The sequence below is a fragment of the Kitasatospora sp. NE20-6 genome, assembly GCF_045862635.1.
Genome location: NZ_BPRL01000043.1, coordinates 1 through 26310 on the forward strand (window position 1 = coordinate 1; position 26310 = coordinate 26310).

The 26310-nt window shown below is 71.0% G+C and carries 24 protein-coding genes and 1 tRNA gene; 7 read left to right on the forward strand and 18 right to left on the reverse strand.

The features are described from left to right. The first annotated feature begins 184 nt into the window (after window positions 1-184). Together mobC and SNE206_RS26410 are read left to right on the forward strand one after the other, a co-directional pair. Entirely contained in the window at window positions 185-607 is a 423-nt protein-coding gene (gene mobC / locus SNE206_RS26405; protein ID WP_407915995.1) for a plasmid mobilization relaxosome protein MobC, read from the forward strand. Between the two features lie 4 nt (window positions 608-611). Continuing rightward, window positions 612-2318, forward strand: a complete 1707-nt coding sequence (locus SNE206_RS26410) for a relaxase/mobilization nuclease domain-containing protein (protein ID WP_407915996.1) — start codon at window positions 612-614, stop codon at window positions 2316-2318. Between the two features lie 382 nt (window positions 2319-2700). Here SNE206_RS26410 and SNE206_RS26415 read toward each other — a convergent pair whose 3' ends face one another. Further along, window positions 2701-3051 (reverse strand): hypothetical protein, encoded by a 351-nt coding sequence (locus SNE206_RS26415; RefSeq protein WP_407915997.1) that lies wholly within the window; start codon window positions 3049-3051, stop codon window positions 2701-2703. Between the two features lie 44 nt (window positions 3052-3095). Here SNE206_RS26415 and SNE206_RS26420 point away from each other — a divergent pair, with 44 nt between their 5' ends. The 3 genes from SNE206_RS26420 to SNE206_RS26430 all read left to right on the forward strand — a co-directional run bounded on the left by SNE206_RS26420 (window position 3096) and on the right by SNE206_RS26430 (window position 4756). Then, on the forward strand, window positions 3096-3485 hold the full coding sequence (locus SNE206_RS26420; protein ID WP_407915998.1) for a hypothetical protein: 390 nt from the start codon (window positions 3096-3098) through the stop codon (window positions 3483-3485). A gap of 400 nt (window positions 3486-3885) precedes the next feature. Further along, the gene (locus tag SNE206_RS26425; RefSeq protein ID WP_407915999.1) at window positions 3886-4179 is read left to right on the forward strand and encodes a hypothetical protein; all 294 of its coding nucleotides are present in this window, start codon (window positions 3886-3888) and stop codon (window positions 4177-4179) included. After that, on the forward strand, window positions 4130-4756 hold the full coding sequence (locus SNE206_RS26430) for an acetyl-CoA carboxylase biotin carboxylase subunit family protein (protein ID WP_407916000.1): 627 nt from the start codon (window positions 4130-4132) through the stop codon (window positions 4754-4756). Before SNE206_RS26425 ends, SNE206_RS26430 begins: the two co-directional genes overlap by 50 nt. A gap of 54 nt (window positions 4757-4810) precedes the next feature. Here SNE206_RS26430 and SNE206_RS26435 read toward each other — a convergent pair. Beyond that, window positions 4811-4887 (reverse strand) — tRNA-Met (locus SNE206_RS26435). Between the two features lie 218 nt (window positions 4888-5105). Between SNE206_RS26435 and SNE206_RS26440 the strand changes: the two genes are divergently transcribed. Continuing rightward, window positions 5106-5486, forward strand: coding sequence for a hypothetical protein (locus SNE206_RS26440; RefSeq protein ID WP_407916001.1), 381 nt, complete (start codon window positions 5106-5108; stop codon window positions 5484-5486). A gap of 150 nt (window positions 5487-5636) precedes the next feature. Continuing rightward, on the forward strand, window positions 5637-6017 hold the full coding sequence (locus tag SNE206_RS26445; RefSeq protein WP_407916002.1) for a hypothetical protein: 381 nt from the start codon (window positions 5637-5639) through the stop codon (window positions 6015-6017). Between the two features lie 278 nt (window positions 6018-6295). Here SNE206_RS26445 and SNE206_RS26450 read toward each other — a convergent pair whose 3' ends face one another. The 16 genes from SNE206_RS26450 to SNE206_RS26525 all read right to left on the reverse strand — a co-directional run bounded on the left by SNE206_RS26450 (window position 6296) and on the right by SNE206_RS26525 (window position 26309). After that, window positions 6296-7570: a Wadjet anti-phage system protein JetD domain-containing protein gene (locus tag SNE206_RS26450; protein ID WP_407916003.1), complete on the reverse strand. Its 1275-nt coding sequence runs from the start codon at window positions 7568-7570 to the stop codon at window positions 6296-6298. Between the two features lies 1 nt (window position 7571). Then, window positions 7572-11831, reverse strand: a complete 4260-nt coding sequence (locus tag SNE206_RS26455) for a TIGR02680 family protein (protein ID WP_407916004.1) — start codon at window positions 11829-11831, stop codon at window positions 7572-7574. After that, window positions 11815-13098, reverse strand: coding sequence for a TIGR02678 family protein (locus tag SNE206_RS26460; RefSeq protein ID WP_407916005.1), 1284 nt, complete (start codon window positions 13096-13098; stop codon window positions 11815-11817). Before SNE206_RS26460 ends, SNE206_RS26455 begins: the two co-directional genes overlap by 17 nt. Then, entirely contained in the window at window positions 13095-14627 is a 1533-nt protein-coding gene (locus SNE206_RS26465) for a TIGR02677 family protein (RefSeq protein ID WP_407916006.1), read from the reverse strand. Before SNE206_RS26465 ends, SNE206_RS26460 begins: the two co-directional genes overlap by 4 nt. A 1038-nt stretch (window positions 14628-15665) precedes the next feature. Continuing rightward, complete coding sequence (locus SNE206_RS26470; RefSeq protein ID WP_407916007.1) at window positions 15666-16460, reverse strand: DUF317 domain-containing protein; 795 nt, start codon at window positions 16458-16460, stop codon at window positions 15666-15668. Window positions 16461-16551: 91 nt separating this feature from the next. After that, entirely contained in the window at window positions 16552-18018 is a 1467-nt protein-coding gene (locus tag SNE206_RS26475; RefSeq protein ID WP_407916008.1) for a DUF317 domain-containing protein, read from the reverse strand. A gap of 11 nt (window positions 18019-18029) precedes the next feature. Then, window positions 18030-18452 (reverse strand): hypothetical protein, encoded by a 423-nt coding sequence (locus tag SNE206_RS26480; protein ID WP_407916009.1) that lies wholly within the window; start codon window positions 18450-18452, stop codon window positions 18030-18032. A 500-nt stretch (window positions 18453-18952) separates the two neighbouring features. Continuing rightward, window positions 18953-19735 carry a DUF317 domain-containing protein gene (locus SNE206_RS26485; protein WP_407916010.1) on the reverse strand — a complete coding sequence of 261 codons (783 nt, stop codon included), beginning with the start codon at window positions 19733-19735 and terminating at the stop codon, window positions 18953-18955. 43 nt (window positions 19736-19778) lie between these two features. Further along, on the reverse strand, window positions 19779-20558 hold the full coding sequence (locus SNE206_RS26490) for a hypothetical protein (RefSeq protein WP_407916011.1): 780 nt from the start codon (window positions 20556-20558) through the stop codon (window positions 19779-19781). Window positions 20559-20585: 27 nt separating this feature from the next. Continuing rightward, the gene (locus tag SNE206_RS26495) at window positions 20586-20969 is read right to left on the reverse strand and encodes a hypothetical protein (RefSeq protein WP_407916012.1); all 384 of its coding nucleotides are present in this window, start codon (window positions 20967-20969) and stop codon (window positions 20586-20588) included. Between the two features lie 20 nt (window positions 20970-20989). Beyond that, on the reverse strand, window positions 20990-21736 hold the full coding sequence (locus tag SNE206_RS26500) for a hypothetical protein (protein ID WP_407916013.1): 747 nt from the start codon (window positions 21734-21736) through the stop codon (window positions 20990-20992). Next, window positions 21720-22271: a hypothetical protein gene (locus SNE206_RS26505; protein ID WP_407916014.1), complete on the reverse strand. Its 552-nt coding sequence runs from the start codon at window positions 22269-22271 to the stop codon at window positions 21720-21722. Before SNE206_RS26505 ends, SNE206_RS26500 begins: the two co-directional genes overlap by 17 nt. After that, entirely contained in the window at window positions 22268-23065 is a 798-nt protein-coding gene (locus SNE206_RS26510; RefSeq protein WP_407916015.1) for a hypothetical protein, read from the reverse strand. The genes SNE206_RS26505 and SNE206_RS26510 overlap by 4 nt, the downstream gene beginning before the upstream one ends. Continuing rightward, window positions 23062-23742 carry an HAD family hydrolase gene (locus tag SNE206_RS26515; protein ID WP_407916016.1) on the reverse strand — a complete coding sequence of 227 codons (681 nt, stop codon included), beginning with the start codon at window positions 23740-23742 and terminating at the stop codon, window positions 23062-23064. The genes SNE206_RS26510 and SNE206_RS26515 overlap by 4 nt, the downstream gene beginning before the upstream one ends. Then, window positions 23739-24959, reverse strand: coding sequence for an MFS transporter (locus SNE206_RS26520; RefSeq protein WP_407916017.1), 1221 nt, complete (start codon window positions 24957-24959; stop codon window positions 23739-23741). Before SNE206_RS26520 ends, SNE206_RS26515 begins: the two co-directional genes overlap by 4 nt. A gap of 69 nt (window positions 24960-25028) precedes the next feature. Then, entirely contained in the window at window positions 25029-26309 is a 1281-nt protein-coding gene (locus tag SNE206_RS26525) for a DUF317 domain-containing protein (protein ID WP_407916018.1), read from the reverse strand. Between the last annotated feature and the right edge of the window lies 1 nt (window position 26310).

Genomic DNA, 26310 nt, shown 5'->3' on the forward strand with positions numbered 1-26310 from the left:
GTTGTCTCCCGGGGGGGGGCGCGCGGGCGGGCGGGCCCCCCCCCTCCCGCCCGCCCCACGGCGCACGCCCCGCCCGAGGGGCGGGGAGGTCGGAGTCGAGCCGAGCGAGGGCGCTCGACTCGACTCCGACCTGCCGAAGCCAGGGGCATCGGCAGGCAGGACACACCGACAGGAAGACCATCCGATGACCGCCGCCGCCGACGAGCCGATCGCCGTTCGCAGTCCGCGCCGCCGCTTCCACGAACCGCAGCAGCGCCAGCGCAAGCTGACCGTCCGCCTGAGTCCTTTCGAAGAAGCCGAGATCAAGACCGCCGCCACCGCGCGTGCCCAGACCGCCGCCCGCTTCGTCGCCGCCACCGCGCTCGCTGCCGCCCGCAGCATCGATGCCGCCGTCGACCCCGACGACCACCTCGACCGTTCCCTCGACGAGCTTGCAGCCGCCCGCCAGCAGACCGCCCGCGTCGGCAACAACCTCAACCAGATAGCCCGCGAACTCAACTCCGGGGGCCTGCCGCACCCGGCAGACCTGGTCGCTGCTCTCGCCGCCGTGCGGACCACGGTCACCGCCATCGACACCGCGGCGGTCCAGCTCCTGAAGGGCCGCTGACCCGGTGGTGCCGAACATCGTCATGGGCTCGAAGACGTACGGCCTCCTGGCCTACCTCTACGGCCCCGGCCGGCGTGACGAGCACACCGACCCGCACCTGGTGGCCTCCTTCGACGGCTTCGCCCCCGACCCCGGCCGCGATCCAGCCGCCTCCCTCAAGCAGCTGCAGTCCGTCCTGGACATGCGCGTCGAGCAGCTCGGCCGCCGCCGGCCTACCAAACACGTGTGGCACTGCTCGGTCCGTACGGCACCCGAGGACCGGATCCTGACCGACGAGGAATGGGCCGAGGTCGCTCGCCGGGTCGTCGCCTCCACCGGCATCGCCGAGGACGGCGATCCGGACGGCTGCCGCTGGGTGGCCGTCCGGCACGCAGAGGACCACATCCACATCGTCGCCACCGTGGTGCGTGGCGACCTGCGGCTCGCCCGGATCCGCAAGGACTACCCGCGGGCCCAGTCCGAGTGCCGCACGATCGAGAAGGAGTGGGGACTTCGCCAGCTCAACCCCGGCGACGGGACGGTCGCCAAGGAGGCGACCAACCGGGAGAAGCACAAGGCCCAGCGGCTGGGCGGGCAGGACACGTCCCGTCAGCAGCTGCGCGACGCCGTCCGCCAGGCAGTGGCCGGGGCCCGGGACGAGGAGGAGTTCTTCGCCCGCCTGGAGTCCTTCGGCGTGCTGGTCAACCGGAAGATCGGGCCGTCCGGTGACGTGCTCGGCTACAGCGTCGCGCTCGTCGGCGAGCACGACGGCTCGGGGCAGCCGGTGTTCTTCGGCGGGTACAAGCTCGCCCCGGACCTGACCCTGCCCCGGATCCGCCAGCGCCTGGCCGTGCCGGTCGAGGAACGTCCGGCGCACGAGGACCGGCCTACCGCGCCGGACGGTGGCGGACGTACCTCGGCCGCATCCGCGCGCTACCGGGCCGCGAACGCGGCAACCGAGGCGTTCGGCCTCCTGGACGGCCACGCCGAGGATGCCGCCGCGGTCACCGAGGCGACCGGGGAGGTACTCGACGCCCTGGTGGCCACGGCCCTGCCAGGCCAGAAGCGGGAACTGCTGGCCGCCGCACGAGCGTACGCGCGGGCCTCGCGCTCGCACGTGCGAGCCGCGAACTCTGAGGGTTGGGTGATGCGGTCCGCCGCCCGCGCGGTGTTGTCCGGCGGCTACAGCGGCAACCGCGGCCCGGATGCCTCGGCAGCGGCCACGCTGCTGTCGGTGCTGGTCCTGTTGGTGATCGCCGCAGGCCGCTGGCATGCCGAGCAGGGCCATCGCCAGCAGGCCGCCGCCGCACGGGCGGCGGCCGAGCATCTGCGGGAGGCCTACCGGCAGGTTGCAGACCGGCCGATGACCGTACTGCGCGAGCGCGGCCGGGCCCTGCCCCGCCCGGTGCGCGAGCGCCAGGAACGGGCCGTCCGCGGGGCGCTCCCCGGCGAGGGCGGGCGCCGAATGCTGGCCGAGCCGGCCTTCGACGCCCTGGCTGCCGCTCTGGCGGAGGCCGAGGCGGCCGGACACGACCCGCAGGCGCTGCTGCAACGGGCCCACTCATGGCGGGAACTGGACAGCGCCAGCTCGACGACCGCCGTCCTGACCTGGCGGGTGCGCCACCTCGCCCAACTGCCCCACCCCGCCACCGGCGACCGGCCCGTGCGAAGCACCACGCCTTCGGCCGCTCCGGCCACCGACAGCGCCGCCGATCCGCGGCGGCGTCGCTGACCCGGCCGCCGACGGACGCTACCTGGGCTCCGTCGGCGGCCGTACCCAACCACCCTCCACCCCGCGCCCGATCAGGGAGAACTGTTCATGACCCGCCCGATCGCTGCCCCTCGCACCCGAATGCCCGGCGCGGCCGAGCGTGACTGGCTGCTGCGCTGCTACGTCCTGCGCGACACCGAGTCCCTGGCCGCCGCGGTCGTGATGTACGCCGTCCCGCTGCTGGTGCTTGCCCTCAGCCGCTCCCCGGCCTGGGCCGGTGCGGCGTTCTTCCTGGAGCGGGTGCCGCGTCTGGCCGCCATCGCAGGCGCAGGACCGGTGATCGACCGGCGAAGCCCCCGAGTCGCGGTGCTGGGTATCAGCGCGCTGAGGGCCGCAGCCGCCCTCACCACCCTGACCGGACTCTGCCTCGGGGCGGGGACCATGGCTGGTGCTGGGCTTCGGCGTCACCTTCGGGGCCCTCGCCGAAGCGGGCTTCCTGGCGGGCGAAACGATCGGCGGAGAAGCGAGCCGCCGCGCCGGGGGCCGCGCCCACCGGGTGCAGAGCATCCTGACCGGCACCGACCAGGCCGCCCTGCTCATCGGCCCGCTGCTCGGCGGCCTGCTCCTGCTTGCCGGGCCCGCCCTCCTGCTGGCCGTCGTCGCGATCCTCTCCATCCTGACCGCCATCGTCGCCCTGAGCGTGCGCACCGACCGCCCGCACCTGCACCTGGTCACCGACACCGTTACCCGTCACCCCTTGGCCGCCCTTGCCACCGGCTGGGCTGGCTGGTCGGCGCGATGGCCTGCGTCAACCTGGCCTTGGGCCTTCTACAGGTCTCCACACCGATCACCGTCACCCGCACCCTGCACCACTCCAGTGCCGCCGTCGGGTTGGTGTGGAGTGCCGCCGCAGCCCTCTCCCTGGCAGCCGTCATCGCAGCCCGCCACGCCACCGACCGCTGGGACCTGCTGCCCGTCGGTATCACCTCGGCCGCAGCGATGTGCACCGCCACCCCCGCCACCACCGTGCTGCTCGTCCTCGCCCCGCTCCCGCTCGCCGGACTGCTCGTCGCCTCGACTGCCGCCGTCGTGATGGCCGGTACCTGGTGGTGCTTCCGCAGCCTGCGCACCCACCGCACTGCCTGGGAGAAGGCGGACCACGCAGAGCAGCTCCGCGCCGCGGCCTGATCGCACCGTCCCGCCCACCCCTCGACCCGGTGACCATCACGCCCACTCGCCGCTCCCGCCTTCGGAAGGACCTGTTCTTGACCGGCACCATCCCCTCGTTCCTCCTTGTCTCCTCCGGCGATGAGGACTACCGCCGCTACGCGTTGGAGTAGATCGCCACCCGACACCGTGTCGTCCTGCTCACCCCGGACGAGCCGACCTGGCAGCTGCCCCACCTCGCCAGGTACGAGATCGTCGACACCAGCGATCCGGACGCGAGCCTGGCCGCTGCCGAGATCCTCGCCCGAGGCCATTGCATCGCCGGTGCCTGACATGGGACGAGTTCGCCCAGCACATCGCCGCCCATCCCGCTTCCCGCTTCGGCACCTTCGGCAACTCCACCGCTACCGCTCACGCTTGCATGAACAAGACTGCCAGTCAGGTTGCCTTCAACGTCTTCAACGTGCCCTCCGCTGCCAGTATCCGTGCCGGCACCCTCGACCAGACCCGCGCCGCTGTCGGGCGCATCGGGTACCCGGTCGTCGTCAAGCCCGCCGCCGCGACCGGCAGCATCGGCGTCAGCCTCGCCGAAGGAGTGAAGGATCTTCCCACTGCCCACGCCTGGCCGCCCGCGCCGCCGGTGAGCGGGAGTGGGCCACCGGCCGGTGGGCGTCTTGGTAGAGGAGTACCTCGACGGGCCGGAGATCAGCGTTGAGTGTGCCACCGTCCGGGGCCGCGCCATCTCCGTTGCCATCACCCGCAAGCAGCTCGGCCCACCGCCCTACCGTGAGGAGACCAGGCACAACCCGCTCCTTGCCCTGGCCGGACCCGTCGCCCAGGAGGCCCTGCACGTCGTCGGCTTCGCCAACGGCATAGCCCACGTCGAGATGCGCCTGACTGGCCGCGGCCCGCGCCTGTCCGAGGTCAACGGCCGCCTCGCCGGCGATCTGATCCCGCACCTGGTCCGCGAGGCCACCGGCATCGACCTGCCTGTTGCCGCCGCCGACATCGCGCTGTGCCTGCTGCCCGACCTCACCCCCACCCGCCGCCGTCCACTTCGCCTACGCCCCCGCCGACAGTCGCCTCACCCGCGCCGACGCCGACCTCGCCCTGTACCGCCAGCCCTGACTGGAGTGCCTCGTGTGGGAACACCACACTGGCGACTACGCCCTCCTGTCACTCGCAGGAGACCTCGGCACCGCTCGCATCGCCTACCTCGTCGCCACCGACACCACCGCCGAGCGCTGCCTGATGCACTTCGCCGAAGCCACCCGCACATCACCATCGACTGACCACACGACAAAGGCCGGGCCCGGTAAGCAATGCTTACCGGGCCCGGCCTTTCGTGGTAGCGGGGACAGGATTTGAACCTGCGACCTCTGGGTTATGAGCCCAGCGAGCTACCGAGCTGCTCCACCCCGCGTCGGTGAAAGCGACTGTACGCCAACTTCGGTGGATGCGAAAACGCAATACCCCGACCCCAAGTCCCGGGCCTGATCTGTCACCCCCGGCCGAGCCCGGAAGTCGCCCTCCAACCCGGAACGAACGGTGATCCACATCACTCCAAAAGTCGGACAAAAAAGGAAGAAAGCGACCCCTGCGCAGCGTTCTTCCTTGTACATCACGAGAGTTGGGGGCTCCATGACCACGTCCGGCGGACACGACGACCAGAACCAGCCCTACACCCACTTCCGCTTCGGTCACCAACCCCAGCCGGCCGAGCCGAAGCCGGCGACCCTCGCCGTCCCCCACCCCGACCCCCTCAACCCCCGCGGCACGCTCATCACCTGCGCCATGTGCAAGGCCGACCGCGACTGGCTCCTGATCCACGTTCACCCCGACCTCGTCTTCGTCCGCTGCCGCTGCACCCACGAGTGGCGCGAGTATGACTTGGACATCGCTGACGTCGAGAGTGCCCGCAGCCGCAGCGGGGTTGCCGAGGAGCGTGAGTGGGGGTCCTTCGACGAGATGTACATGGGCCTGGGCTTCGACGGCCTCTTCCGGGGCCTGTACCTCGGCTGATGCGCAGCGCCGCTGCCCTGGGCGAGCGGCCTGTGCGCGCTTGCCCTGGTGAGCGAACCGTGGGCTGAGATCCTGGCCACCGTGTCCCCGGATCGCCCGCCTGGCGGGAGTGAGGATGCAGAAAGCGTCTTCTGGTGGGAACGGCACATCGTGGAGGTCATCACCGGACTGTCGCCCAGAGCCCCTCCTGACCAGAGTCCCCGCCCGCCGTACAATCCCGCCCGCACCACCCTCGCACAGCGGGAGGCGGCCAAGGCCGCCGAACTCGTCGAACTCAACATGGCGGCCGTCTCCGCCCGCACCGTGCGCCGTAAACGCCAGCGCTACCAGCCCAGGGGCGTGGCCGCGCTCACGGACGGGTGTACCTCGCGCTGTGCCGCACCCGGGTTCCGCGGTGATCCGCGCGTGCTGCGCTGCTTGGAACTGGCACTGCAGGAAGCCGACCGAGGACGCTCCGCAGCCCTGCTGGAGGAACACTTCGTTGCCGACAGACGACCCCACTGCCCTCGTTGTCCACGTTCCGCCGGCTGATCGCCTCCCGTAACCCACCGCTGGCGCGTGACTGCGAGCCCCGGCAGCAGCCCGTACGCCCCAAGGACGGGATCGTCCTCAATGCGTTCCGGTTGAACGCCGGCGCTAGCACATCCGGCCAGGTGTCCGTCACGGTCGCCATCGAGGCGGCAAGTTGAGTCACCGCGGCCCTGGTCCACCGTTGCCACACCCCACCCGAAATTAGCCAGGGGCGTTGCGACGTTGCTCAGAGGACCTCGTAGTTGGCCATCATGGGCCATGTTCTCTGGTAGGGGTCCTCAATCTCGCTGAGTGAGTTCGTTGAGCCATCGATGCAACTGGGGAAGCACCTGCTCATGGAGCCCTTCCTGCTCACAGCGCAATCCCCCATGGGCGACGATCGCTGCGAGGAGCGCTTGAAAGTGCCCTGGAACGGATTCGTACATCGTCTGGGCTGCGGCTCGCCAGCGTTCCAGTTCGGTCGGTTCTTCGTCTAGCTTGCTTCCGTTGTGATAGAGGGTCACATCCATGCCGATCGGCCGGATGGTGTGGTCGCTCTTCTCCGCAAGGTTGAGGATGATCCCGACACCTGGCGGGTCTAGGTCTCCCCAGGCCGCGATCGGGAGCGAAGGAGGCACGCGACTGCGCAGGAAGAGCGCCAGTGCGTCGGAAGCGAAGCCTCCGGTCCAGATGCACAGCCATTCGGTGGGGACGGTCGTGCGCGAGGAGACGGCCTCGAAGGTCTCCTGGTTCTCGATCAGGAGGACCCCCGCGGCCTGGAGGTCGAGGCGACCGTCCCGGGCCACGGCTCTGCCGGGAAGCTCGATGAACGGCTCCGCCAGGGAGAGGTCGGCCACGAGGCCCTGGCGGTGCCATTCGGCAGGACCGGTCATCCTCAGGCCGGTGTCCGCTGTGTGGACGGCATCGCTGAACGGTTGTCCGATCAGCTTGGAGAAAGCGGCCTTGGACGCATCGGTCCACTGCTTGCTCCCGCCGAGGGCTTGCGTCGCGAGTTCACGCTCGCCGTACTTCCAGCCGCGGCTCAAGCCGCGGTACCACTCTGCCGCAGCTCGTATGGCGGCGTAGTACGTAGCCCAGTGGGTGGTTCCGGTGCGTGTTCCGGCCGGGGCGAGCCTGCGGTTGTCGTCCGGGAGTGCCGCGAGTAGAGAGCGTTCAGACTTGAGCTCCCGCACACCGGCCATCGCGGCCATGGCCTCCGCGCGTTCTCCGAGGACCTTCTGGCGCTTGACGATCGAGCGATAGCGGGCTTGGCCGCGTTTGGTCCTGATAGGTCCGTCCGCACCAATGAGGAGTTGCCGTAGGGACAACGCGTGGCGGCTGCTGCGCAGTGCGGCGTCGGCGCGCCCGAGGTGGAGGCCTTGACCGGTCACGGCGCCGGTGCCGAAGAGATCGACCAGATCGGCACGTTCGCGCGAGGCCATGCGCATGCGCATGGGACGGTCCAGCTTTCCCCCGTTGGCGATGCGTTCGCGGGCTAGGGTGCAGAAGAGCCGGCCGCCCGGGGTGGCAGCCCATTCCGCGAGATCGGGGTGGAGCACGACGTGGGCGCGCATGTCAGCCCAGGTCCGCTTCGCTGATCGGGTCGTCCGTTCGGCTGTGGAGGTCGTCATCGCCCTCGGCGTCGAAGAAGTCCTCCTCGTCGTCCGGGTACAGTTCCTCTTTGTTCTCGTCGAGGTCGTTGTCGAGGTCGTCGTCCGTGCCGAAGTCCAGCGCCGCACCGCCGATGAGCGCCGGATCGACCATGACATGACGCTGGGCGCCGTCCCAGATGATCGGTGTGGTCAGCACGCCTTCGGTCTGGGGATCACGGAAGAGCTGGTAGGTCGCAACGCCGGGGACCTCCTGGTAGAAGCCCCACTCGTCGTGGCTCGCCATGACGAAGTCCAAGTCGAGTGCGATGAGCAGGCCCATGCACTCACCCCGCATTTCGGCATCGATTCCGGCGAATGCCTCGTCCAGGTAAACGGGGCGGGGGGCGGTGGGTGCCGCGCCGGTGTAGTGGGCGGCAGCGGCGGCGAAGAGTGGGAGCTGCAGCATTACGGCCTTCTCCCCGCCCGAGCCCTTGCCGTGCATGCCAGCGTCGATGTCGACCCACTTCTGCTGCGGTCCGGTCTTGTACTGGACTCGGATACGGCTCCAGGTCCGGTAGTCGAGAGCGGCTCGCAGGTGGGCCTTCCAGTCGCTTCCGCCCTCCGCCTCGCGGGCCGTGGCGATCTGCTGGCCCAGGAACGTGATGAGGTGCTCGCGCGCGCTGTCCGGGAGGAACCGGCTCGCCTGCTTGTCCAGCGTTTCCAGGGCCTCCCGGGTCTCGCGGCCCTTGTCGGGGTCCGGCTCCCAGACCAGCCGCATGACCTGCCCGGAGGCGGTGCGGCGCAGCCCGAGCAGTCGGTTCATCTCCTCGACCAGGGCCTTGGCTCCGGCCCGGCGACGGCGCAGGTGGTCGCCGACCTGTCCGAGGAGGACCTCAGTGAAGAGGTCGTGCTCGCTCGTGTCGAGGAGGCGGGTGCGTTCGCGGACCTCTGTCTCGACGACTGCCAACGCCTGGGTGACGGTGTGGCTGCGGCCGTTGTGGATCAGCCGGACGGTGACCAGCCGGTCGTCGTTGCCGCTGCGGACGGTCCAGTCCTGGCCTGCGAGCTCCCGTTCGAGCTGGTGCCTGGCTTGGTCGACGTCGTCGCGCGCCTGGTCGAGCGCGCCCTGGTCTCCTGGGTCGTTCGCGAGTTCGGGAAGCACGGCCCGGGCCCGAACAGCAGCGCTTGTTTCAGGGCTCGGCATGGAACTGGTGGCGGACACCAGCTCCATGAAACCGAGTCGCTGGAGCCTGTCATAGTCGCAGGACCGGTCGTTCAACGACCCTTGTCGCTCTTTGACGAGGACGAGCGACTGCTCGTGGGCCGTCTTGCGGCGGACGGCCTGTTCCTTCGCTCGATCGACCACTCGGTCATTGTCTTCCTGCTGCTTCACCGTCTTCGTGAGCGCTACCTGGGTGGCGGCCAGCTCCGCCAGCACGGCATCGACATCCGCACCGACCATGCGGCGCCGCACCTCGTACCGCTCGCGCTTCTGGCGGGCGTCCCGGATCGCCGCATCCTGATCCTTGTCGATCGCGGCCAGGTGAGCCCGACAGGTGCTCAGGAGTGTGTTGGCGTCCTCGTACTGCTGTGCCCGGTGCGCCCACGCCTCTACCTTGCGGAACAGCTCGTCAAGGCTTGTACGGTACTCCTGTAGTGCGCGCTGTTCGGAAGCGAGCAGGTCGAGCCGGGTAGCGGTTGCTCGTTCCCGCGCGTAGAGATCGAGAGCGGCTCCGGCGTCCTCCAGCTCCTGCTTCCTCCCCGTGACAGGGGCCTCGTCGAGTTCGCGTCGTCTGTCGTGGGCTTCGAAGACCTTCCGGGCGGTAGCCAGTTCCTGCTGGCACCGACGCAGTGGCAGGTCGAGACCGGCCGCATCCTCGTGCTCGGAAGCGAGGTCGTCCTGACGTCCGCGAGTGGTTTCGAGTCGCTCGTCCAGATCGAGAAGCAGGGCGTCCAGCTCGGCGAGCTGCTCGTCGAGTGGGCGCAGGCGCCGCTGCCGCTCCGCCTCGCGGGCCGCGGCGCCGATGTACGCGGGCTCCGAGGCGGTGGTCCGGCCGTGAGCGGGCCCGATCCGCCAGGACCCGTCGGTGGCGATCCAGTCGCCGGAAGGCGGTGGGGTGCCGGGTCGGGCGAGGGCCAGACCGGTGAGAACGCGAGCGGTCACCTCGGCGGGAACCATCGGGTTGTCGACAGGCTGCAGGACGGTCGTCAGCGAAGGTCCGGGAACCGGCGCGCGGTCTGTCAGCAGGACAGTATCGAGCGTGGTGCTGTCGAGGACCGCCCCCGAGGAAGTGACCCATGCATCGAGGATGCCCGAGCCAAGGAGCGCGGACTCCAGCCCGGTCTTCTCCGAGTCGGTGAGGTGCGGGGCGAACTCCAGGAGTCTCCACAACGGCGCCCCGTCGGTGGCCGCGGTGCGGTCCCGGCGTCGGTGAGGCGGTGGAGCCGGGAGCGGGTCGGTCTCCTGAGCCACTCGCAGACGAGTCCGTGCCAGTGCTTTCCGATCGCCCGTGGCGCGACTCCAGTCGCTCTCCAGGCGTGTTGCCATGACGGCCAGCTGCTCGTGGCGGCGCTTGGCCAGGCGGGCGAGTTCCTGGGACAGGGTGGAAGCGCCGGGTAGACCGAACGTCGGTACAGCGGTGCTCAGCGCGGTGAGCTCGTCGTCGGTCAGTCGGAGCTCGCGGCAGCGGTCGCTCCAGTCGGACAGGCCTTGGCGGAGCAGGGAGACCTGGTTGGTCAGTTCGGCCTCGTTGTCGCTCATGGCCTTCTTTGAAGCGTTGCAGAGCGTCCTGCTCTTCTGGAACGTCTCGTCGGCGTGGTCGAAGGCAGCCTGGGCTTTCTGGACCGCGTTCGCGAGCTCCACGGCTCGTTCGAGCACACTGACGCGGGCCTGTAGGTGGCCGAGAAGTGTGCCCTCCGCTTCCTGCGGTGCCGTACGGATCACCGGAACGCACTGGGCATGGGTGTCTTCGACCCGGGTCTGGGCCGCACGGACCGCAGATAGTTCCTCGGCCTTGCCCAGCGCCCCCGCCGCCACGGTGAGACTCTGCTTCTTCCCGTCAGCGGCTGACGCGGCGTCGGTGACTGCGGCCGCGGCCTCCTCGTGCCGCTGCTGCAGTTCGGGGAGTTTCGCCTCGATCTCCTCGGTTTGTTCCTGTAGCCGGGAGAGGAGTTCGTGCTGCTCCATCAGGGGGTTGAGGCGCAGCTCACCGAGAACGTTCTGGAACTTCTCATGCCGCGCCTTGAGCTGTCCCCGTTCCTGAGTGGCTTGATCGAGCGCCTCCTCGGCTGCCGCGAGTTCCTTGGACGCCTTGTCGCGACCGCGGGTGGCCTCATCGAGCGACTGCCCAGCCTTGAGCACGTGGTCGGCCAGACTCCGTGTCCAACGGCGTGCATACCTGGTGTACACGGATCGGAAGGCTTGCATGCCCAAGAGGTGCCGCTCCTGCTGCGCGAGGTCCTTTCGGTCACGGGCCAACTGGTCGAAGCGGACCGCGAGGTCGTCTAGGAGCGCAGCGCTGACCGGCGGGAGGCCGTTGCTGAGCATCCGGCTGAGCTTCTCGCCGTTGAAGTTCTCACTGAGCTTGGGCTTGCGGAGGACGAGGAGTAGCTCCACCAGGGACGTCAGGCTCCCGGAGCTGAATCCGAAGAGGCGTTCGGCCACCGCGGCCCGGTACTCGCGACGGTCCTCGAAGACGCTCTGGGGGCCGAGCCTGGCTTCCAGCTGCTTCCGCAGATGTGGCTGCCGGTGCTCGTTGAACAGGTCGAAGTCCTGGCCGACGCGCTTCTCGGTGACGAAGAACCAGGGTTTGTGTAGCCCGCCTTTCACGGACGTGCTGGCCCGCATCCCGATGCCGATGGTGACGTACTTGTGGCTGCCGTCCTCGGCGACGCGTCCGTACTCGCACCAGCTGTATCCGACGCGTTGGGTGCGCCCGCGGTGCAAGAGATTATCCCGCATCGGGCGGGCGGTGGAGCCGAAGGGGTCCAGCCGGCGGGCGTTGAGAACGGCGTCCAGCAGGAGTGGGCTGGTGACTTCCATTACCTTCGTCTTCCCGGCCCCGTTCCGGCCTCGCAGGATCAGGCCGTGGCCGTACGAGACGAACTCCTGCTCCTCGTACTCCCAGATGCCGATCAAGCCCAGGCGGAGCTGTTGGAACCGTTGCCGTTCCGGCACGGGCAGTGCGCTGTCGAGAATGCGCTGCAGGGCCGCGTTCGGCCCTCTGTCAGTCGGTTCCGTCACCGTAGAGGTCTTCCATGCTCGAAGGGCGGACAGTCGATGGCGAGCTTGGCGCGGCCCCGGCTCCGGCCCGCTCCGGGCCGAACAGCAGGAGCTCTTCTCCCTGGACCCGGGCACCGTGTCCGGTGGGATCGCGGTATCGGGCGGCAGCGGCACGGACCCGGACACCGTCCTCGTGGGGGTCTACGAGGCCGAACTGGACCAGCACCGGCAGTGCATACCGGAGTGTGGCGGCGGCATCGACGGGTTTGCCTTCGATCTTCGCCACGACGCGGCTGATCTTCGCGGCCACCAGGCCAGCCAGTTCGAGGAGGCGATCGCCTCGGATCGTGAAGCTCGTTCCGGTAGCGGCGTTCGCCTCGCCAGCCAGCAAATCGGCCAGCGTCAGGGCGGCGACGGACGCGGCGCTCGCGGCAGGAAACTCCAGGTCGGAGAAGTCCTGGTCCACAATTGCCACGCCGTCGGCGCGAACTTCCACGCGGGTGTCCAGGCTCAGGCGGAGGTCGGCGACGAGCTCGTCCCGGTGCTCGGCGAAGTAGGTCCTCTGGGCGACCGGAAGGTCCTCGGCGTACACGACTGGATGGTCGACGAGCCGGCGCATGACAGCTTGCCGCAGTTCGCCGTCCGTGGGTCCGTGGCCTGCGAGATCACCGTCCTGCACGTGCAGCAGGCCGTCCGGCCCCTCTGCCAGACTGGGCGGCACCGGGCAAGCGATTGCGAAGGCGGCCGTCCGATGGTCGATGTCGTAGACGGCGTTGCCTCCGCCGGTGACGTAGGCCTGCTCGTGGTCCGCTGTGATCCCGGCATCCCGAGTGGGCGCCAGCACGCTGTCCTCGGTGAGGCGACGGATCGCGGCGACCAGGTCGCGGCGTTCGCGGGTCGTCGTGGCGTCGAACCGACGGATCGAACTGGTTGCAGTGGTGAGTGCGGTGACTCGGTCGGCGAGCTCGGTGATGACGGTCTGCTGCCCGCAATCCACCAGTACGGCCAGGACCGTGCAGTACAGGGTGCACTGCCGCGCTGTCGGAATCGAGGGATCTGGAAATCGGCCCGGATCCTCGGGGACCTTCAGCAGCCGCACGCGGTCTCGCTCGACCAGCAGCGGCCAGCCGAGCCGGTGATCGAACCAGGTCCGTAGCTCCTCCTCGTGCCGACGGGCCTGATCGATCAGCCGTCCGCGTCGGCCCCGCCGTCGGAGGGTTGGGTTCCGCAGCAGTGCGCGGATCACTTCACGACACTCGTGGCCGTCCTCGCCGGCCCAGTCGCTCATCTTTTGCCCTGCCCGTTCAACGACAGTGTGAGCTGGAAGTCCTTCGTGCTCAGCCGCCCGCCGCGAAGCCTCACTCCCGCCCCGGCACGTTCTGTCGGCGCGATACCCAGAGTGACCAATAGGCGTCCGTCCGGGGTTCGGGCCCGTCGAATGCCACTGGTGCTCTCTCGTACGGACAACACCAAGGACAGGCAAGCGAGAAAGACCTCGGCCTCGGCGCTGTCCAGCCGACCCAGATCGGACAACCGGATCGGCCCTCTGGCAGCGAGCGACCTCTCGGCAGCCTCTACGGTCGCGTGCTCCTGCTGCTGCCGTGCCGCCAGCAGGCTCTTCGCACGCCGCGGATCGCGGATGCGTGGCAGCGGCCCGGAGTTCGCTCGTGGCCCCCGGGTCCGGAGCTCGGCGGAGACTGGCGCCGGGTCGCTCTGCCACCAACTGGTCGCGGGCTGCAGATCGGTGCCAGCCTCCGGCGCCGCGGGATGACCGAGATGGCGAGCGGAGTAGTTCCCGAAGGCCGTACGCCAGAGGGCGGTGGACTCGCGCACGCCGCCTGTCCGGTCGAAGCGGTCGAACCAGCCGGCCAGGGCCACCAGATCGGCCGTTCGACTTGCCCTGCGGAACCGCTGGTCGTTGATGTGGCCAACGGTGAGGATGATGAAGTTGATTGCGTCGGAAGCGCGGTCGAGCAACAACTCGGCAACCGGGGGCCGTTCGGTGGAGGGCACGAACCATCGGCGCAGACCGCTCCACCGCTCACGCATCCGTTCTACCTCGCGATCGACGGCTTCCTCGTGGCTCAGGCCGAGGACCGGTGCCGTCTCCAGGGCGGCGAGCTCCCGGAGTCTCGGCAACAGTCGCGCTCTCTCGGCTTGGGTGATCAGTTTGGCGATCAGAGGAGAATTCTGATGCAGCACCACGGTGAACGAACGCAGGTACCGGACCACGACGTTCTTGTAGGCGATGAAGGTCTCCGGGTCGCGGATCTCCTCCGAGGCGAGGGAGCCGTTGAGGCCCTGGACGAATAGCTTCGCGTCCTCCGAAAGCCGTGCGAACCCATTGGTCGTCGTCCGGAAAGCGCCCAGCGCCGCCTCCAGATCCTCCTCACCGGGGCGCAGGGCACGGACCAGTGTGGCGAGGGAGGTGAGGATCTCCGGCAGCATCGAGGACTGAAGGGCGCCGACATCAGCCATGTCTTGGTCGATCCAGGTCATCTCGCGGTGGACCCGCGCGCCGACCGATGTCAGTTGATACAGGAAGTCTCGCTGGAGGTACTCCTCGGGTGTGGTGATCCGCCGGGTGTTGTGAATGCGGTCCACGTTGCCCCACCGGTACAAGTCCTCCAGCAGAGCATCAACGGAGGGGAGTTGCGCCAAGAGCTCTGGTTCGACCGACAACGTTTCCTGGACACGTTGTACGATCTCCTTCGTGCTGAGGTGGATTCCCAGTCGGGCTTCCTCGTCCAGCAGGACGTCCAGGACCACGCGGTAGAAGATCGTCTTTTCATGGTTCAGATAGGCGACGACCTTCATGCGCCCGCCGAACACGGGTGTCCCTGCCACCGCACCCCATCAAGATCAGTAAGATCCGCAGCGCTGCGGCTGCGGCCCGGAGGATGGATCTCTTGGAGAGTACGCCGCTCGTGCACTTGCCGAGGCCGCTTCGGCTGATTTCCGGTGCGCATGCGACACAGCGGCTTGTCCGACGAGGCGCGGGTGTGAAGTCTGCAGGTCCGACCAGCGTGCGCATCTTGCCGTTGATGAAACTATGGATCCCGATGGCTGGCTGAGCCGAGTGCCTAGACGGAAGTCTCAATAGCAATCGCACCGACGGGGTCATGTTGGGCCGGGGGTGATCCCCTGCGTCTGGCAAATATGGCCTTGCTGCATCCGCGATGCATCAGGCCAGGGGTACTTGTGAATGGCGCATCCAGCCCGATTCGGAGCCGTCACCCTGTTGTCGAGGGCTGCCACCGTTGTCGAGCGCCACCTCGCCAAGTCCTGGCCGGCAACCCCGCAGCACGCCAATGTCAATGGCCATTGAGATGCCCAGGTGGGCGGCCGTCGGGGGGCCTTACGGAAACCACAGGTCACGATGACCGCCCGGCGCCGTGCTGCCTTGGCACCGTGGTGCAGGGCGTAGCGGAGTCCGGCCTTGGTGAGGTGCACATTCACGGCGTGGGCCTGGTCGTAGGTGAAGCGGTGACCAGTGATCAGGAGCCGTAACCAGGCGAGGCCCTGAGGACACACGTGGCGCAGGGTGCAGCCGTGGACGGTGTCGCGGACGCGGCGAGGACGGCCTCGTGGGCAGGGTGAGACAGGTGGTTGGCCAGGGGGTCTCCTCGGTGTTTGGCGGGCCGGTCGGGCGGCACGGTCCAGCTCGACGTGCACGGTGAGGGGCGTTGCGACGGCCGTGTCGCAACGCCCTGGCCGGTGGGGAACGTCCATGGTTGCTTGGCGTTGCCTGCTTCGCGTAGCGGTTGCTGTCTGCCGCAGGCGAACGCGGGGCCGGGTACGCGAAACGCCCCCGGGAGTGGGCGATGCCCACTCCCGGGGGCGCAGGAGTACAGGTCAGCGAGTGTTGGTGACCGGGGTACGCGGTCCGGCTGACACATGGCCCGGCGGCCGGGTGCTGGCCGGGTGCACGGAGCGAAGGAGGGCGGAGCCGGCGTGGGCGGCTGCGGCGCGGCTGGTGCCGCGGACGGGGGCGACCTGGGTGATGGTGGCTGTGGCCGGCAGGTGGTGCAGGTCGCTGCCGTAGCGGCGGACGGGGACCGGGTTGACGACGGCGGACTGGAGTGCGGCGACCAGGCGGGTGGGGGTGCCGGAGGACGCGGTGATCCACCAGCGGGTCTTGTCGTTGCCGCCGTTGATGATCCAGCGGCCCGCTTTACCGGCGAGCTCGCGGTCGGGGATCGGCTTGCCGGGGACCTCGTGGGCTTCGGCATAGCCGTCGGGTGACTGCCAGAAGTCGCTGGCCAGCCGGTCGTCACGCACGTTGTTCCAGCCGGCTGAGACGAGGACACTGTCGAGGTCGGTCGGTGTGCGGTCGGTCAGGTAGGCCTCGGGCTGGTCCTCGGCGTGCAGGGCGATCAGCGCGGATGCGAAGTCGGCGACGATCTCGGCCGGGGTCTCGTCGCTCATGGTGACCAGCCAGGCGGGCCGGGTGCCGAAGGGCTCGCCGGCGACGATCTGCCACAGCGGGCCCGGGGCCTCGGGCAGGAACCCGACACGGATACGCAGGTCGGGGCTGGCCATGTAGACGTTGGCCACCGGGTCGTCGCCCTGGAGCCAGCGGGCACTGCCCAGGCGGGACAGGACGGGCTCGGCCTCGTGGGTGGCGGTCGCCAGGTGGCGCGGAGCCACGAGGAACTCCCGCCACTCGTTGGCGGTGTGCAGGGGGGAGTCGGCGGAGGAGGCGGTCAGCGGGGTTCTCCTTCATCAGGTCGGCTGGTGGTCACGGTCTGCGGGCAGGGCGCGGGGCGGGGACGGCGGTCGGGCCGGCAGCGGGCGCGGCCGGGCTGACGGTGACCGGGCTGCGGTTCCGGGCAGATCGTGCTGCCGGGGACAGGCCGGTGATCACCGGCTCTGTGTGCAGGGCGGGGCGCAGCCGGGCCGGGACGCGGTCGGATGTGCGGACGGCCGGTGTGGGGGCGGCGACCGTTTCGGAGAGGGCTTGGGCGAGGTGGAGCGGGGTGAGGGAGGTGAGGTGGGCGTGCCAGCGAGTGGCGGGTGAGCCGGTGACGTCGACCGACATGCCCCAGTGCGCCGTGGCGGCGAGTGCCTCGGTGCTGCTGACGCCGCGGGCGAGCAGTCCGTGGCAGAGGTGGGCGGTGGCGTGCCCGTCGGGCGAGACCAGGTACAGGTCGGCGTCGTCGGTGTGCAGCTTCCACCCGGCTTCCTGCAGCGGCCGGATCGCTTCACCGCAGGTCGTCTGCGTGCCGGGGTCGAAGGTACGGGTGGTGCCCTGGTCGATGTCGGCCGCCACGGAGCGGCTCAGGTGGGTCAGCCAGTCCTCGACGATCTCCGGCGGCGTGGCCGCGCTGAACTCTGCTGCCCAGGAGAGCCGGTGGTCCGGGCCTTCCGGGCCGGCCGCGATCCGGGTGACCGACCGGATGCCGGTCTCCACTCGTGCCCGCCCGCAGGAACTGCCCACGACACCGGGCCGCGGGGACGTCCACAAGGGTGGCGGAAGCGCCGAGGGCACGGAGCTGATGCCGGGTCCGGCGAGGTAGCGGGGAGAGAGGCGGACGTCTCCGCCGAGGAGCCGCTCCGGCGGTTTGAGGGACATCTGTCCGCGGTGCGCCGCCGGAACCTCGGCCACGGTGCGCAGCGCGGGTCGAAGCAGGGCGGCGGCGCCGCTGTGCAGTAGCACTGCGGGGGTGCGCGGGCTGAAAGTGACGTTCCAGGTGCCGCGTTCGGCTGCTCCTGTCAGGACGGTGAACGCGCCTTCGTCGGTGAGCGGGCGGGTCAGCGCGGCGAGCCGGTCCGGGGCGAGGAGAACCTGGTGGCCGTCGCGCTGCTGGAAGGCCCATCCGCTGCTGCTCAGTACGCCGAGAGCGGCATCGCGCCCGGGGAAGTGGTGGACCAGCAGACGCGGCCAGTGCTCCAGGCCGTGCGCGAGGGTGTAGAGGACACCGGCGGTGATCTCGCGGGGCGTGGAGTCGTCGAAGGCGATGGCCCAGGCGAGGGCGGGGGCGTGCGTGCTCGGCACGGCGGCCTCCCAGCGGCCGGTTGCCGGGGAACGCGAGAGGGTGGCGCGTTCGCACGGGCTCACCAGGACGACATCACCGTCGTCGGTGGCGGGCCGGTCCCAGCCGAAGTGGGCGCTGAGGTTGCGGGTGAAGTCCTCGCTGCCGGGGCCGGCCAGATGCAGCGGTGAGGTGAGGACGAGGTCGGTGGGGGCGAGGGCTGTGGGCAACACGGGCTTTCTGGTCAGCGGCCGGGCGGGGACATGCGGTAGGCGGGGGCGGACGTCGGTGCGTGGGCCGGCCCGGCGGGAGTGAAGGCGGCGGGCCCGTGGAGGGTGGATCGGGCGAGTGCGGCCTGCAGGCGGGCAGGGGGCGGGTCGTCGTCGAGCGAGGACGCTGCCTGCCGGAGGAACGCGAGCTGCCTGTCCAGAGGAAGGGCGGAGAGGCTGTGCAGCAGGCGGGGCACGGTCGGGTCGAGGAGGGAGACGGTGCCGAGGCCGGCGGCGCAGACCACGGCCTGGACGGCGGCCGTCTCGATCAGCGCCGCCATGGTGGGCTCGAACTTCAGGCGCTCGCAGATGTACTCACCGCCGCCGGACAGCGCCTCGGTGATGGTGCCGCCCTCGTCGGACATGCGGATCTCGGTGACGAGCAGCAGGGTGCGCACCGCGTGGCGCAGCAGGGTCGGGTCGGAGTCCTGGCTGGTCCAGGGCGGTTCGGCGTTGAGTGCTGCCAGGAGACGGCGTCGCGGATCGCCTGGGTGTAGCGGGGCAGCAGGCGAGTGGTGACCACGTAGGCGGCGCGGGCCGGGTCGGCGTCCACCGTGATGCCGTGCGGCGACAGGTGATCGACGTCCGCCGTGGCGATGGCGTCGGGCACCAGGGCGGCCACGATGAACCGGCCGGAAGGAAAGCCGGGCCTTGGCAACACCATCAGGGACCGGCCGCCCGGCCCGTGCAGCAACGCGGCCTCGTCGCAGACGAGATCGGTCAGCACCCAGTCTGCGTGGGCGAGATCCCACAGCCGGGTGTGCATCCAGCCCCGGGCGTCGGTGGCGCTGAGGTCGGCGCGAGCAGCGCGCCAGGAGCCGGACAACCGCCGCCAGCGCTATGGAGAAGACGGCAAGGGTGTCACGGCTGTCGGGACGGAGGGCGCTTGGCATCGTGGTCACCGGTGGCGGCTCCCAGGGACGGGGGCCGCCCCCGGGCCGCAACGGACCGGTGCCGTCGACAACGGAGGAGTGATACGGACGGGCCGGACGAAGGAGAGCGCGGCGGTGCGCCGGTCCTCCGCGCGTCCGGCCGGCGTCGGGGTGCTCAGCCGGGCGAGGTTCGCGGCGGGAAGGTCGTTCCAGCGACGCAGGACCCCCGTGGTGCTGAAGGCCGCTTCGAGTGCGGCATTGATGGCGTACAGCGGGGCAGCGGGGGTGAAGCCGGCACGCCATCCGCCGTCGTCCTGCTGGCCGGTCCTCACCACGAAGCTCCAGCCGACGCTGGTTTTGGGCGTGCCGCAGTAGTCGAGGTGGGCGCCCTGCTCTTCCCAGGCCCAGCTGAGGCGCAGGCCGCTTTGCAGGGCGGTGGCCGACGCGCGGGGGAAGAAGGCGTCGGGTGTGCCGAGATCGGACAGGCGGCGGTGGTCGGCTCCCCGCTGGGACTGGGCCATGGCGAGGGCGCTGGCCGCGACGACCTCGGCCGGCGTCCCCGGCGTGAAGGACGCCGACCACGCGGGTGCCCCGTCAGCCGGGGTGTGGCAGACCAGCGACCACGCCGCGTCGCGGTGCCGCCGGAGGGTGGCGGTCCTGGACAGGGAATGCAGGGAGACCTGGTCCAGGCCCGGATCGGGGTGGTGGACCCAGCCGATCCGCAGGAGCGCCTCGGTGACGAGCGAGGAATCTCCGGGACCGGCGAGATGGGCGGGCTGGACGTGGATGAACGAGGGGTCGCTGGTCATGGTGGCCTTACGGGCAGGGCCGTGTGAACGGCGCGGGCGGAGGTCAGCGGGAGGGCTTCCGGCCTGTGCCGGAGGACGGCCCGGTGTTCCGCGAGACCTCGGCGGCGGGTTGGGTGCCGGTGCGGGCGGTGGTGGTCCGGGCTGCTGCGGCACGAGCGTTGGGCCGCCGACCGGAAGACGGGAGCGGGGCGTTGGGGTCCTTGGTCCACTCCAGTGCTTCCTCGATGCTCGGGAAGTGGCCCTCGCGCAGGGTGTAGGTGTCGGTGTCGACCTGCCGCTGCTCGTGGAAGACCCGCACGGGCATCTCGCTGCCCTGCGCGAGGGTGTCGGTGGCGATGACCCACACGTCGTACGGCTCAGCTGCGTGGGTGTAGTCGTCGTGCGCGGTGAAGCGGCCACCCGAGCCGCGCAGCATCTCCTCCAGCCGGGTGGTCTCCTCGTCGGCCGCGGTGATGACGCTGTCGCGGGTGAAGGCGTCCGGGTCGGCGCCCCGGTCCACGAGCCACTGCTCGGCCAGCCCGATCAGGGCATGGGACATGAACTCGACTCTGAACGTCCCTGCACCGAAGTCCTGTTCGGTGTGGACGGCGATCAGGGACGACCGGCCGGACATGTCGTTCCACATGTGGGCAGTGTCGAACGCGACGTAGTACCCGTCTTTCAACAGCGCCGTGTGGGGGTTGGTGGTGGTCTGCTGAGAGAGCAGCGTCAGCTCCGGGCCGATGACGCTGAGGTAGTCGGCGTTGTGCTCGGTGGCGGAGTCGGCCGGCTCCAGGTCGTCGATACCGAAGTCGACTGCCGCGGCAACAGGTCGAGGGGACAAGGGGGCCTCCATCGGATCGGGGATGGGTCAGCGCTGCGGGGACGGGCGCGGGCTTGCCGGCTGTGCTTGCGGCGCGGGGACTTCTCGGGTGGCGGTGCCGATACGGGGGCTGCGGAACAGGGCCGCGGCCCGTCGCGCTCCTGGGGCTGGAGCCGTGGACTGCAGCCACTGCAGGGCCTCGGCCGTGTCGGCAGCCCGGTGCAGGCGGACCGTGTAGGTGCCGGCCCGCTGGTTCCGCGTGATCCACGCAGCCAGGACCAGGTCATTGCCGATGCCGAGGTAGGCACTGGCGTCCGCCGCGCCGCCGGGTCGCTGCTCGAAAGCGAGGCCGCTGTGGTGCAACAGCCGGGCACCGGTGGCGTCGTCCGGGCCGGCAGGTTCCAGAGCGGCCAGGGCGAAGTCGACGTCCATCCGGCCGGAAGCCGGTGTGCTCACCGGCGCGGCGGCCGGGACGCCACCGAGCCCGGGAGAGTCGGCGTAGTCGCGGAGGAGTTGCGCATCCGTGCCATGCCGGTGGCGGAAGCCGACGGGGCGTTGGGGAAGTGCTGGCGGTGCCAGGTGCCCAGGGCGTCGTACATCGTCACCAGGCGCTGGCCTGCGATGGTGGCGCCGATACGCCCGTCGGGCAGCCGTAGGAGGGCCTTGCGGTGGTCGAGCCGGTCCAGCTGGCCGGGCAGCCGGGCCGCTCCGTCGTCGGTGAGGACCGCGGCGAGGGCGTCCTCGGAGCGGGGTTCGTGCCGGATGTGCTGGAGGACGGCGAGGGTGGTGGGGTGGTCGGCCAGGGCTAGGGCGGCCTCGACGGCATCGGCGATGTGGCCCTGCGGATCGATGCTGCCGAGTGCGGCTGCCGCGAGGACGGCGCTGGTCCATGCCGGCCACAGGTCCCGGGCGGCCGGGGTGCTGGCCTGCCGGTCGATGTCGTAGCAGCCGGTGTGGGCGAGCAGCCGGGCTTGCTGCAGCCGGATCAGGTGGGCGCGGACGTCGGCGGTGTCCATGGCGGCGGTGGCGGCCGGGCCAGCGGGGCGTGAGGCGGCGGGCAGTTCGAAGTGGCGGGCGCCGAGCAGGACGCGGGCGGTGCCGGACGATGCCAGCAGGTGCAGCGCGCGCAGAGTGGGCACGGTGAGGGAGGTGGTCAGGGTGGCATCCGGAAGGTTGGGCCGGTCAGCGGGAGCGGACAACGGCGGGAGCGGGGACGGCGGGGGCGGCGGGGACGGCGGGGGCGGCGGGGGCAGGGCCGGGTGCTGCGGCGGATGCCGGGAGGGAGGGCCGTGCCTGGGCGGCTACGGTGCGCGCCGTGCCGGGGCCCGGTGCCACGCCGTCCCGATCCATCGCCTGCCGGTACCAGGCGATGGACAGTTCCAGCTGTTGCCGGGCGAAGTCGAAGGAGGCGCCGAGGGTTTCCACGTCCGAGCCGACCAGGCGGAGCACGCCGTACTGCTGGACGTCGCGGTGGTTGCCGTCGCGGACCTTGGCCAGGCGCTCGATGGCGTAGTGGGCCTGACGGCGCAGCCTCTCGTCGAGGTCGTCGAGATTCCTGGCCTGTCCGACCACCAGTTTGGCCAGGGCCTGTAGTTCGCCCGGCTCGGGGTGCCGGTCGCGCATGTCCCAGGTGTCGAGTCCGAGGCGCTCCAGGACGAGCAGGCGCCCGGCGAACGCCGGTACGCCGTTCACCTGCCGGGCCGGGGCGGGACCGCTGCTCGCGTTCGTGGTCACCGCACCGCCCTGGTCGTGGTCTGGATGGAGAGAGCGCCCTGCAGGGCTGCGGAGACCGCCGCCGCGGCGACAGCGGGGGCTGCCGGGGTGCGCGGGGTGCCGGTGAGGGTGGCGTGCACGCGAGCGCCGACAAGGGTCAGCCGGAGCTTCTGCCCGCGGTAGAGGCTGGTGCTGGTGTCGCGTTCGACGAGCTTGCGTTCGATGAGGGAGTTCACGGAGGCGCCGTGAAGACGAAGACCGGGCGCGATGATGACGGTCCTGTTCCCTCGGGCCCCGCTGTCGCGGAAGCTGACCAGGCCGCGGGCGACGGCATCCAGGGCCTGCCGCTGGGGACCGCTGAGCTTGTCCGTACGAGCGGCATCCTGCCCAGGGGCAGCCCGAAGGGCAGGGTCGGGGCCGGGCTGCGCGGGGTCGGGTGCCGTGGTGGCCGCGGTGATGGTCTTGTGCAGGGCGGTGAGATGTTCCAGGTGCTGGTGGAGCTCGGTGCGCCGGGCGACGAGCAGGTCCAGCTGCTGGGCGGTGTGGCCCAGGGCCACGCCGGTCTGCGGCAGATCGACGTCCTGGCCGTCCGCGAGCCGCTGCAGGTCGCGCTGGAGGCCGGCGGCGAGGCCGACCAGGGTCTCCTGGACGTGGTCCAGGCGCCGGGCCGCGTGGTGCAGCTGCCCGGCGAGGTGGCCGAGCGGGGTGCCCTCGTCGTCACGCCAGCCGGGCACGTCGAAGAGGCGCTCGACGCCGAGGGCACGCAGGACCATCGTGGTGCCGATCCGGGCGGATCCGACGGTGGGAGTGCTCACGCGGCACCGTCCGGGAAGCTGGCGGCGGCCAGGCCGATGGTGAGGGCGGCCTGCAGGGTGGCAACGAGCGGGGCGCCGGCGGTGGCGAGGCGTTCGGCGCCGTGCAGGCCGCCGGTGTGCAGGACGGGGATCGCGCCGATGGCGCGGGCGGCGACGGCGTCGTCCACGCTGTCGCCGATCACCACGACGCGGGCCGGGTCGACGCCGGGACCGAGAGCGGCGAGGTGGGCGGCGAGCGCGGGGGCTTTGCTGGTGACGGCGGGGCCCCGGCGGCCGTCGATGCGGTCCATCAGCCGGGAGATGCCGACCTTGCGGACCTCGTGCATCAGCCGGTCGTGCGGGGCCAGGGAGAGCAGGGACTGGCCGACGCCCCGGGCCCGCAGGTGCATGATCATCTGTCGGCTCTCGCAGCGCAGCCGCACCGGGCGCCGGTTGAGGACCTCCAGGAACAGCGCGTCGTTGGACTGCCATTCCTCGTCGGTGATCTTCCGGCTGAGCAGGTCGTCGTAGAAGGAGCGGATCGGGACGCGGTGCTTGGCCCGGTAGGTGTCCGCGCTGACCGGGGTGCCACCCAGCAGCGGCAGGGTCGCGTTCAGGGCGGCGACGTGGTCGTCGAGATCGTTGCGCAGTGTGCCGTTCCAGTCCCACACGACACGGGCGTCGGGGTGGTAGATCAAACGGTCCTCTCCGAGGGTGTGGTGGCGGGGGCGAGCAGGGTGGTGCGGAGCAGGGGGACGGCCGCGGTCAGGACGGCGGCGAGCACCGGCACGGCGGCGGCTGCGGTGGTGCCGTCGGCGGCGAGGCGTCCGGTCAGGGACGCGCCCAGGGCCTGGCCGACGCCGATGATCGCGACGACCCAGGCCGCGGCCTCGGCGGCGGTGCCGGCCGGGGCGAGACGGTCGGAGAGCATGAACGTGATCGCGAGCAGCGGCGCCACGAACAGCCCCGCGCAGATGCTGAAGAGGACCGAGAGCAGCGGCGGGGCGGTCAGCAGCAGCGGGGTGAAGCACAGCGCGTAGCCACCGGCGGCCCACAGCAACTGCTTCGGCAGCGGGAGCGACAGCGGAGCGCGGGCGTAGAGGAGGCCGCCGATCAGGCTGCCGGTGGCCTGTGCCGCGGACATCAGGCCGGACAGCCATCCGATACCGTTCGCGCTGCCGACGGCCAGGGCCATCACGTGGAAAGCACCCAGGCTCGTGCCCATGCACAGCATCGCGGCGAGCAGGAGCAGCAGGCTGTGCGAGCGCAGCGGGCCCAGCCAGTGCACGGCGTGCCGGGCGGTCGGGGCCCAGCGTGCGGGCGTGCGCGTGGCGACGGCCAGGGATCCGGCGGTGCCGACCACCGCGCACGCGGCCAGTGCCGCGGTTGGGGAGACGAGCTGGCACAGGACGGTGGCCAGCAGGGGTCCGGCGATGAAGGTGATCTCCTGGCTGACGGAGTCCAGGGTGAACGCGGTGTGCTGCTTGCGAGGGTCGGGGACCAGCCGGGGCCACAGGGCGCGGAGCCCTGCCTCCAGTGGTGGGGTCATCGCGCCGGCGAGGACGGTGAGGGCGGCGCCGGCCAGCGGGTGGGCGGTGCAGCCGAGGAAGGCGAGGGCACCGAAAGCCGCGCCGGACAGGACGGCGGAGACGGCGGCGACGGGGGCGAGGCGGGTGCGGTCGACGAGACGGCCGAGCAGGGGCTGGCCGATCGCCGCCGACAGCGCGAACAGGGCGGACAGGATGCCGCCCACGAGAACGCTGCCGCCTTCGGCCCGCACGGCGAGAAGCAGGGCGATGGGGGCCATGGCGGTGGGCAGGCGGCCCACCAGGGTGCTGGTGAGCATGGCGGCGACGTGCGGGCGGCCGAGGACGTCGCGCATCCCGGGGCGGGAGGGACGGGAGGCGGAGGGCATACGGGCGGCGGTGTCTCCTGACAGTGGATCGGACGGGCGGGTAGGGGCAAGGTGGCGCGGGAGGGTGTGTCAGGAGGCGCGCAGGGAGGCGGTGGCGGCCCCGAGGTGGGCGGCGGCGGTGTTGAGCAGCGCGGCGGCCCGCAACCGCCCGGCCTGGACGGTGGCGGTGGCATCCGCGCCGCCGGTGGCGGCGACCTGGTCGAGGGTGGTGGCCATCGCGCCGGTAGCGGCGAGCAGGGCCTGCAGGGCGGCCTCGATGCGGACGAGGGTGCGCAGCCTGAGGGCGGTGAGCGGGTCGTAGGCGTCGACGACGGCCGCGGCGGAGGCAGCGGTGGTGGCGAGGTGGACGAAGGTCTGCAGCAGGTGGGTGCTCAGCGACTGCACCGCAGCTTCTCCACGGCCGGGCAGCTCCAGGCTGCGGGCGAGGGCCTGGACCTGCTCGGACTCTTCTTCCAGGTCGGCGGTCAGCAGGGACAGTGCCTCGCTGTCCAGCGCGTCGGTGTCGACGACGGTGTGGGCGGGGGTGGTGGTCAACGCGTCCTCCGGACGGGGGTGGTGGTAGAGGTGGGGGTGACGAGGGGCGCGGTGGGTGCGGCGGCGCGGGCGGCCGGGGGAGGTCCGGCGGGCGGCGGCGGCCCGGATCGGGCTGATGTCCAGGTGAGGCCGCAGGGGAAGGGGCAGGTGGCCCAGGCGGCGCGGCACCGCTGCGGTGGAGGCGAGCTCGGCGGCGACGGCCTCGACGAGCGGCGCCGGCAGGGCGCCGTAGAGGGCGGCCTGCCAGCCTGCGCCGTCGAGGACGCCGATCCGCCACGTCTTGCCGCTGCGGGAGGCCCAGACGGAGGCCATCTCGCCGGGTGCGGTGATCTGCACCGGGTCGTCGCCGTGGGCTTCCCAGCCCGCATCGGACAGGTGCCGGACGGCCTCCTCGACGTCGGGGCCGTCGCCGGCCGCCGCCGCGGTGCTCTCGGTGAGCGCCTGGGCCGCGGCGGCGAGGACCTCGTCGGGCGTGCCGGTGCTGAAGTGGGCCTGCCAGCCGGGTCCTTCGGCGACGAGGGCATCGCGGTGCAGCGGATCGGTGCCGACCAGACGCACCTCCACCCCGTCCCTGGCGAACACCTCCGTGCCGCTGCGCCGGTCCCTCGGCCAGCCGGCCTGCATCAGAACCCGGCGGGCGGCGGCGGTCGAGGCTGCGCTGCCCACCGCGAGGTAGGCGGGCCGGACGGCGACGAGAGGGCTGTCGAGGCTGCGTTCCGTGAGGAGCCACGGCTCGCCGTCTGCCGACAGGACATCGGACGGGTCAGGCAGGCTGGCGTCCTGGGACAGCCGGTCGGCGGGGAAGACGGGGTCCATG

Coding starts and splice junctions, on each gene's coding strand:
- mobC (WP_407915995.1), top strand. CDS start 185: ATGACCGCCGCCGCCGACGAGCCGATCGCCGTTCGCAGTCCGCGCCGC.
- SNE206_RS26420 (WP_407915998.1), top strand. CDS start 3,096: ATGGCCTGCGTCAACCTGGCCTTGGGCCTTCTACAGGTCTCCACACCG.
- SNE206_RS26425 (WP_407915999.1), top strand. CDS start 3,886: ATGAACAAGACTGCCAGTCAGGTTGCCTTCAACGTCTTCAACGTGCCC.
- SNE206_RS26440 (WP_407916001.1), top strand. CDS start 5,106: ATGACCACGTCCGGCGGACACGACGACCAGAACCAGCCCTACACCCAC.
- SNE206_RS26450 (WP_407916003.1), bottom strand. CDS start 7,570: ATGCGCGCCCACGTCGTGCTCCACCCCGATCTCGCGGAATGGGCTGCC.
- SNE206_RS26460 (WP_407916005.1), bottom strand. CDS start 13,098: ATGAGCGACTGGGCCGGCGAGGACGGCCACGAGTGTCGTGAAGTGATC.
- SNE206_RS26465 (WP_407916006.1), bottom strand. CDS start 14,627: ATGAAGGTCGTCGCCTATCTGAACCATGAAAAGACGATCTTCTACCGC.
- SNE206_RS26485 (WP_407916010.1), bottom strand. CDS start 19,735: ATGACCAGCGACCCCTCGTTCATCCACGTCCAGCCCGCCCATCTCGCC.
- SNE206_RS26495 (WP_407916012.1), bottom strand. CDS start 20,969: ATGGACGTCGACTTCGCCCTGGCCGCTCTGGAACCTGCCGGCCCGGAC.
- SNE206_RS26520 (WP_407916017.1), bottom strand. CDS start 24,959: ATGCCCTCCGCCTCCCGTCCCTCCCGCCCCGGGATGCGCGACGTCCTC.
- SNE206_RS26525 (WP_407916018.1), bottom strand. CDS start 26,309: ATGGACCCCGTCTTCCCCGCCGACCGGCTGTCCCAGGACGCCAGCCTG.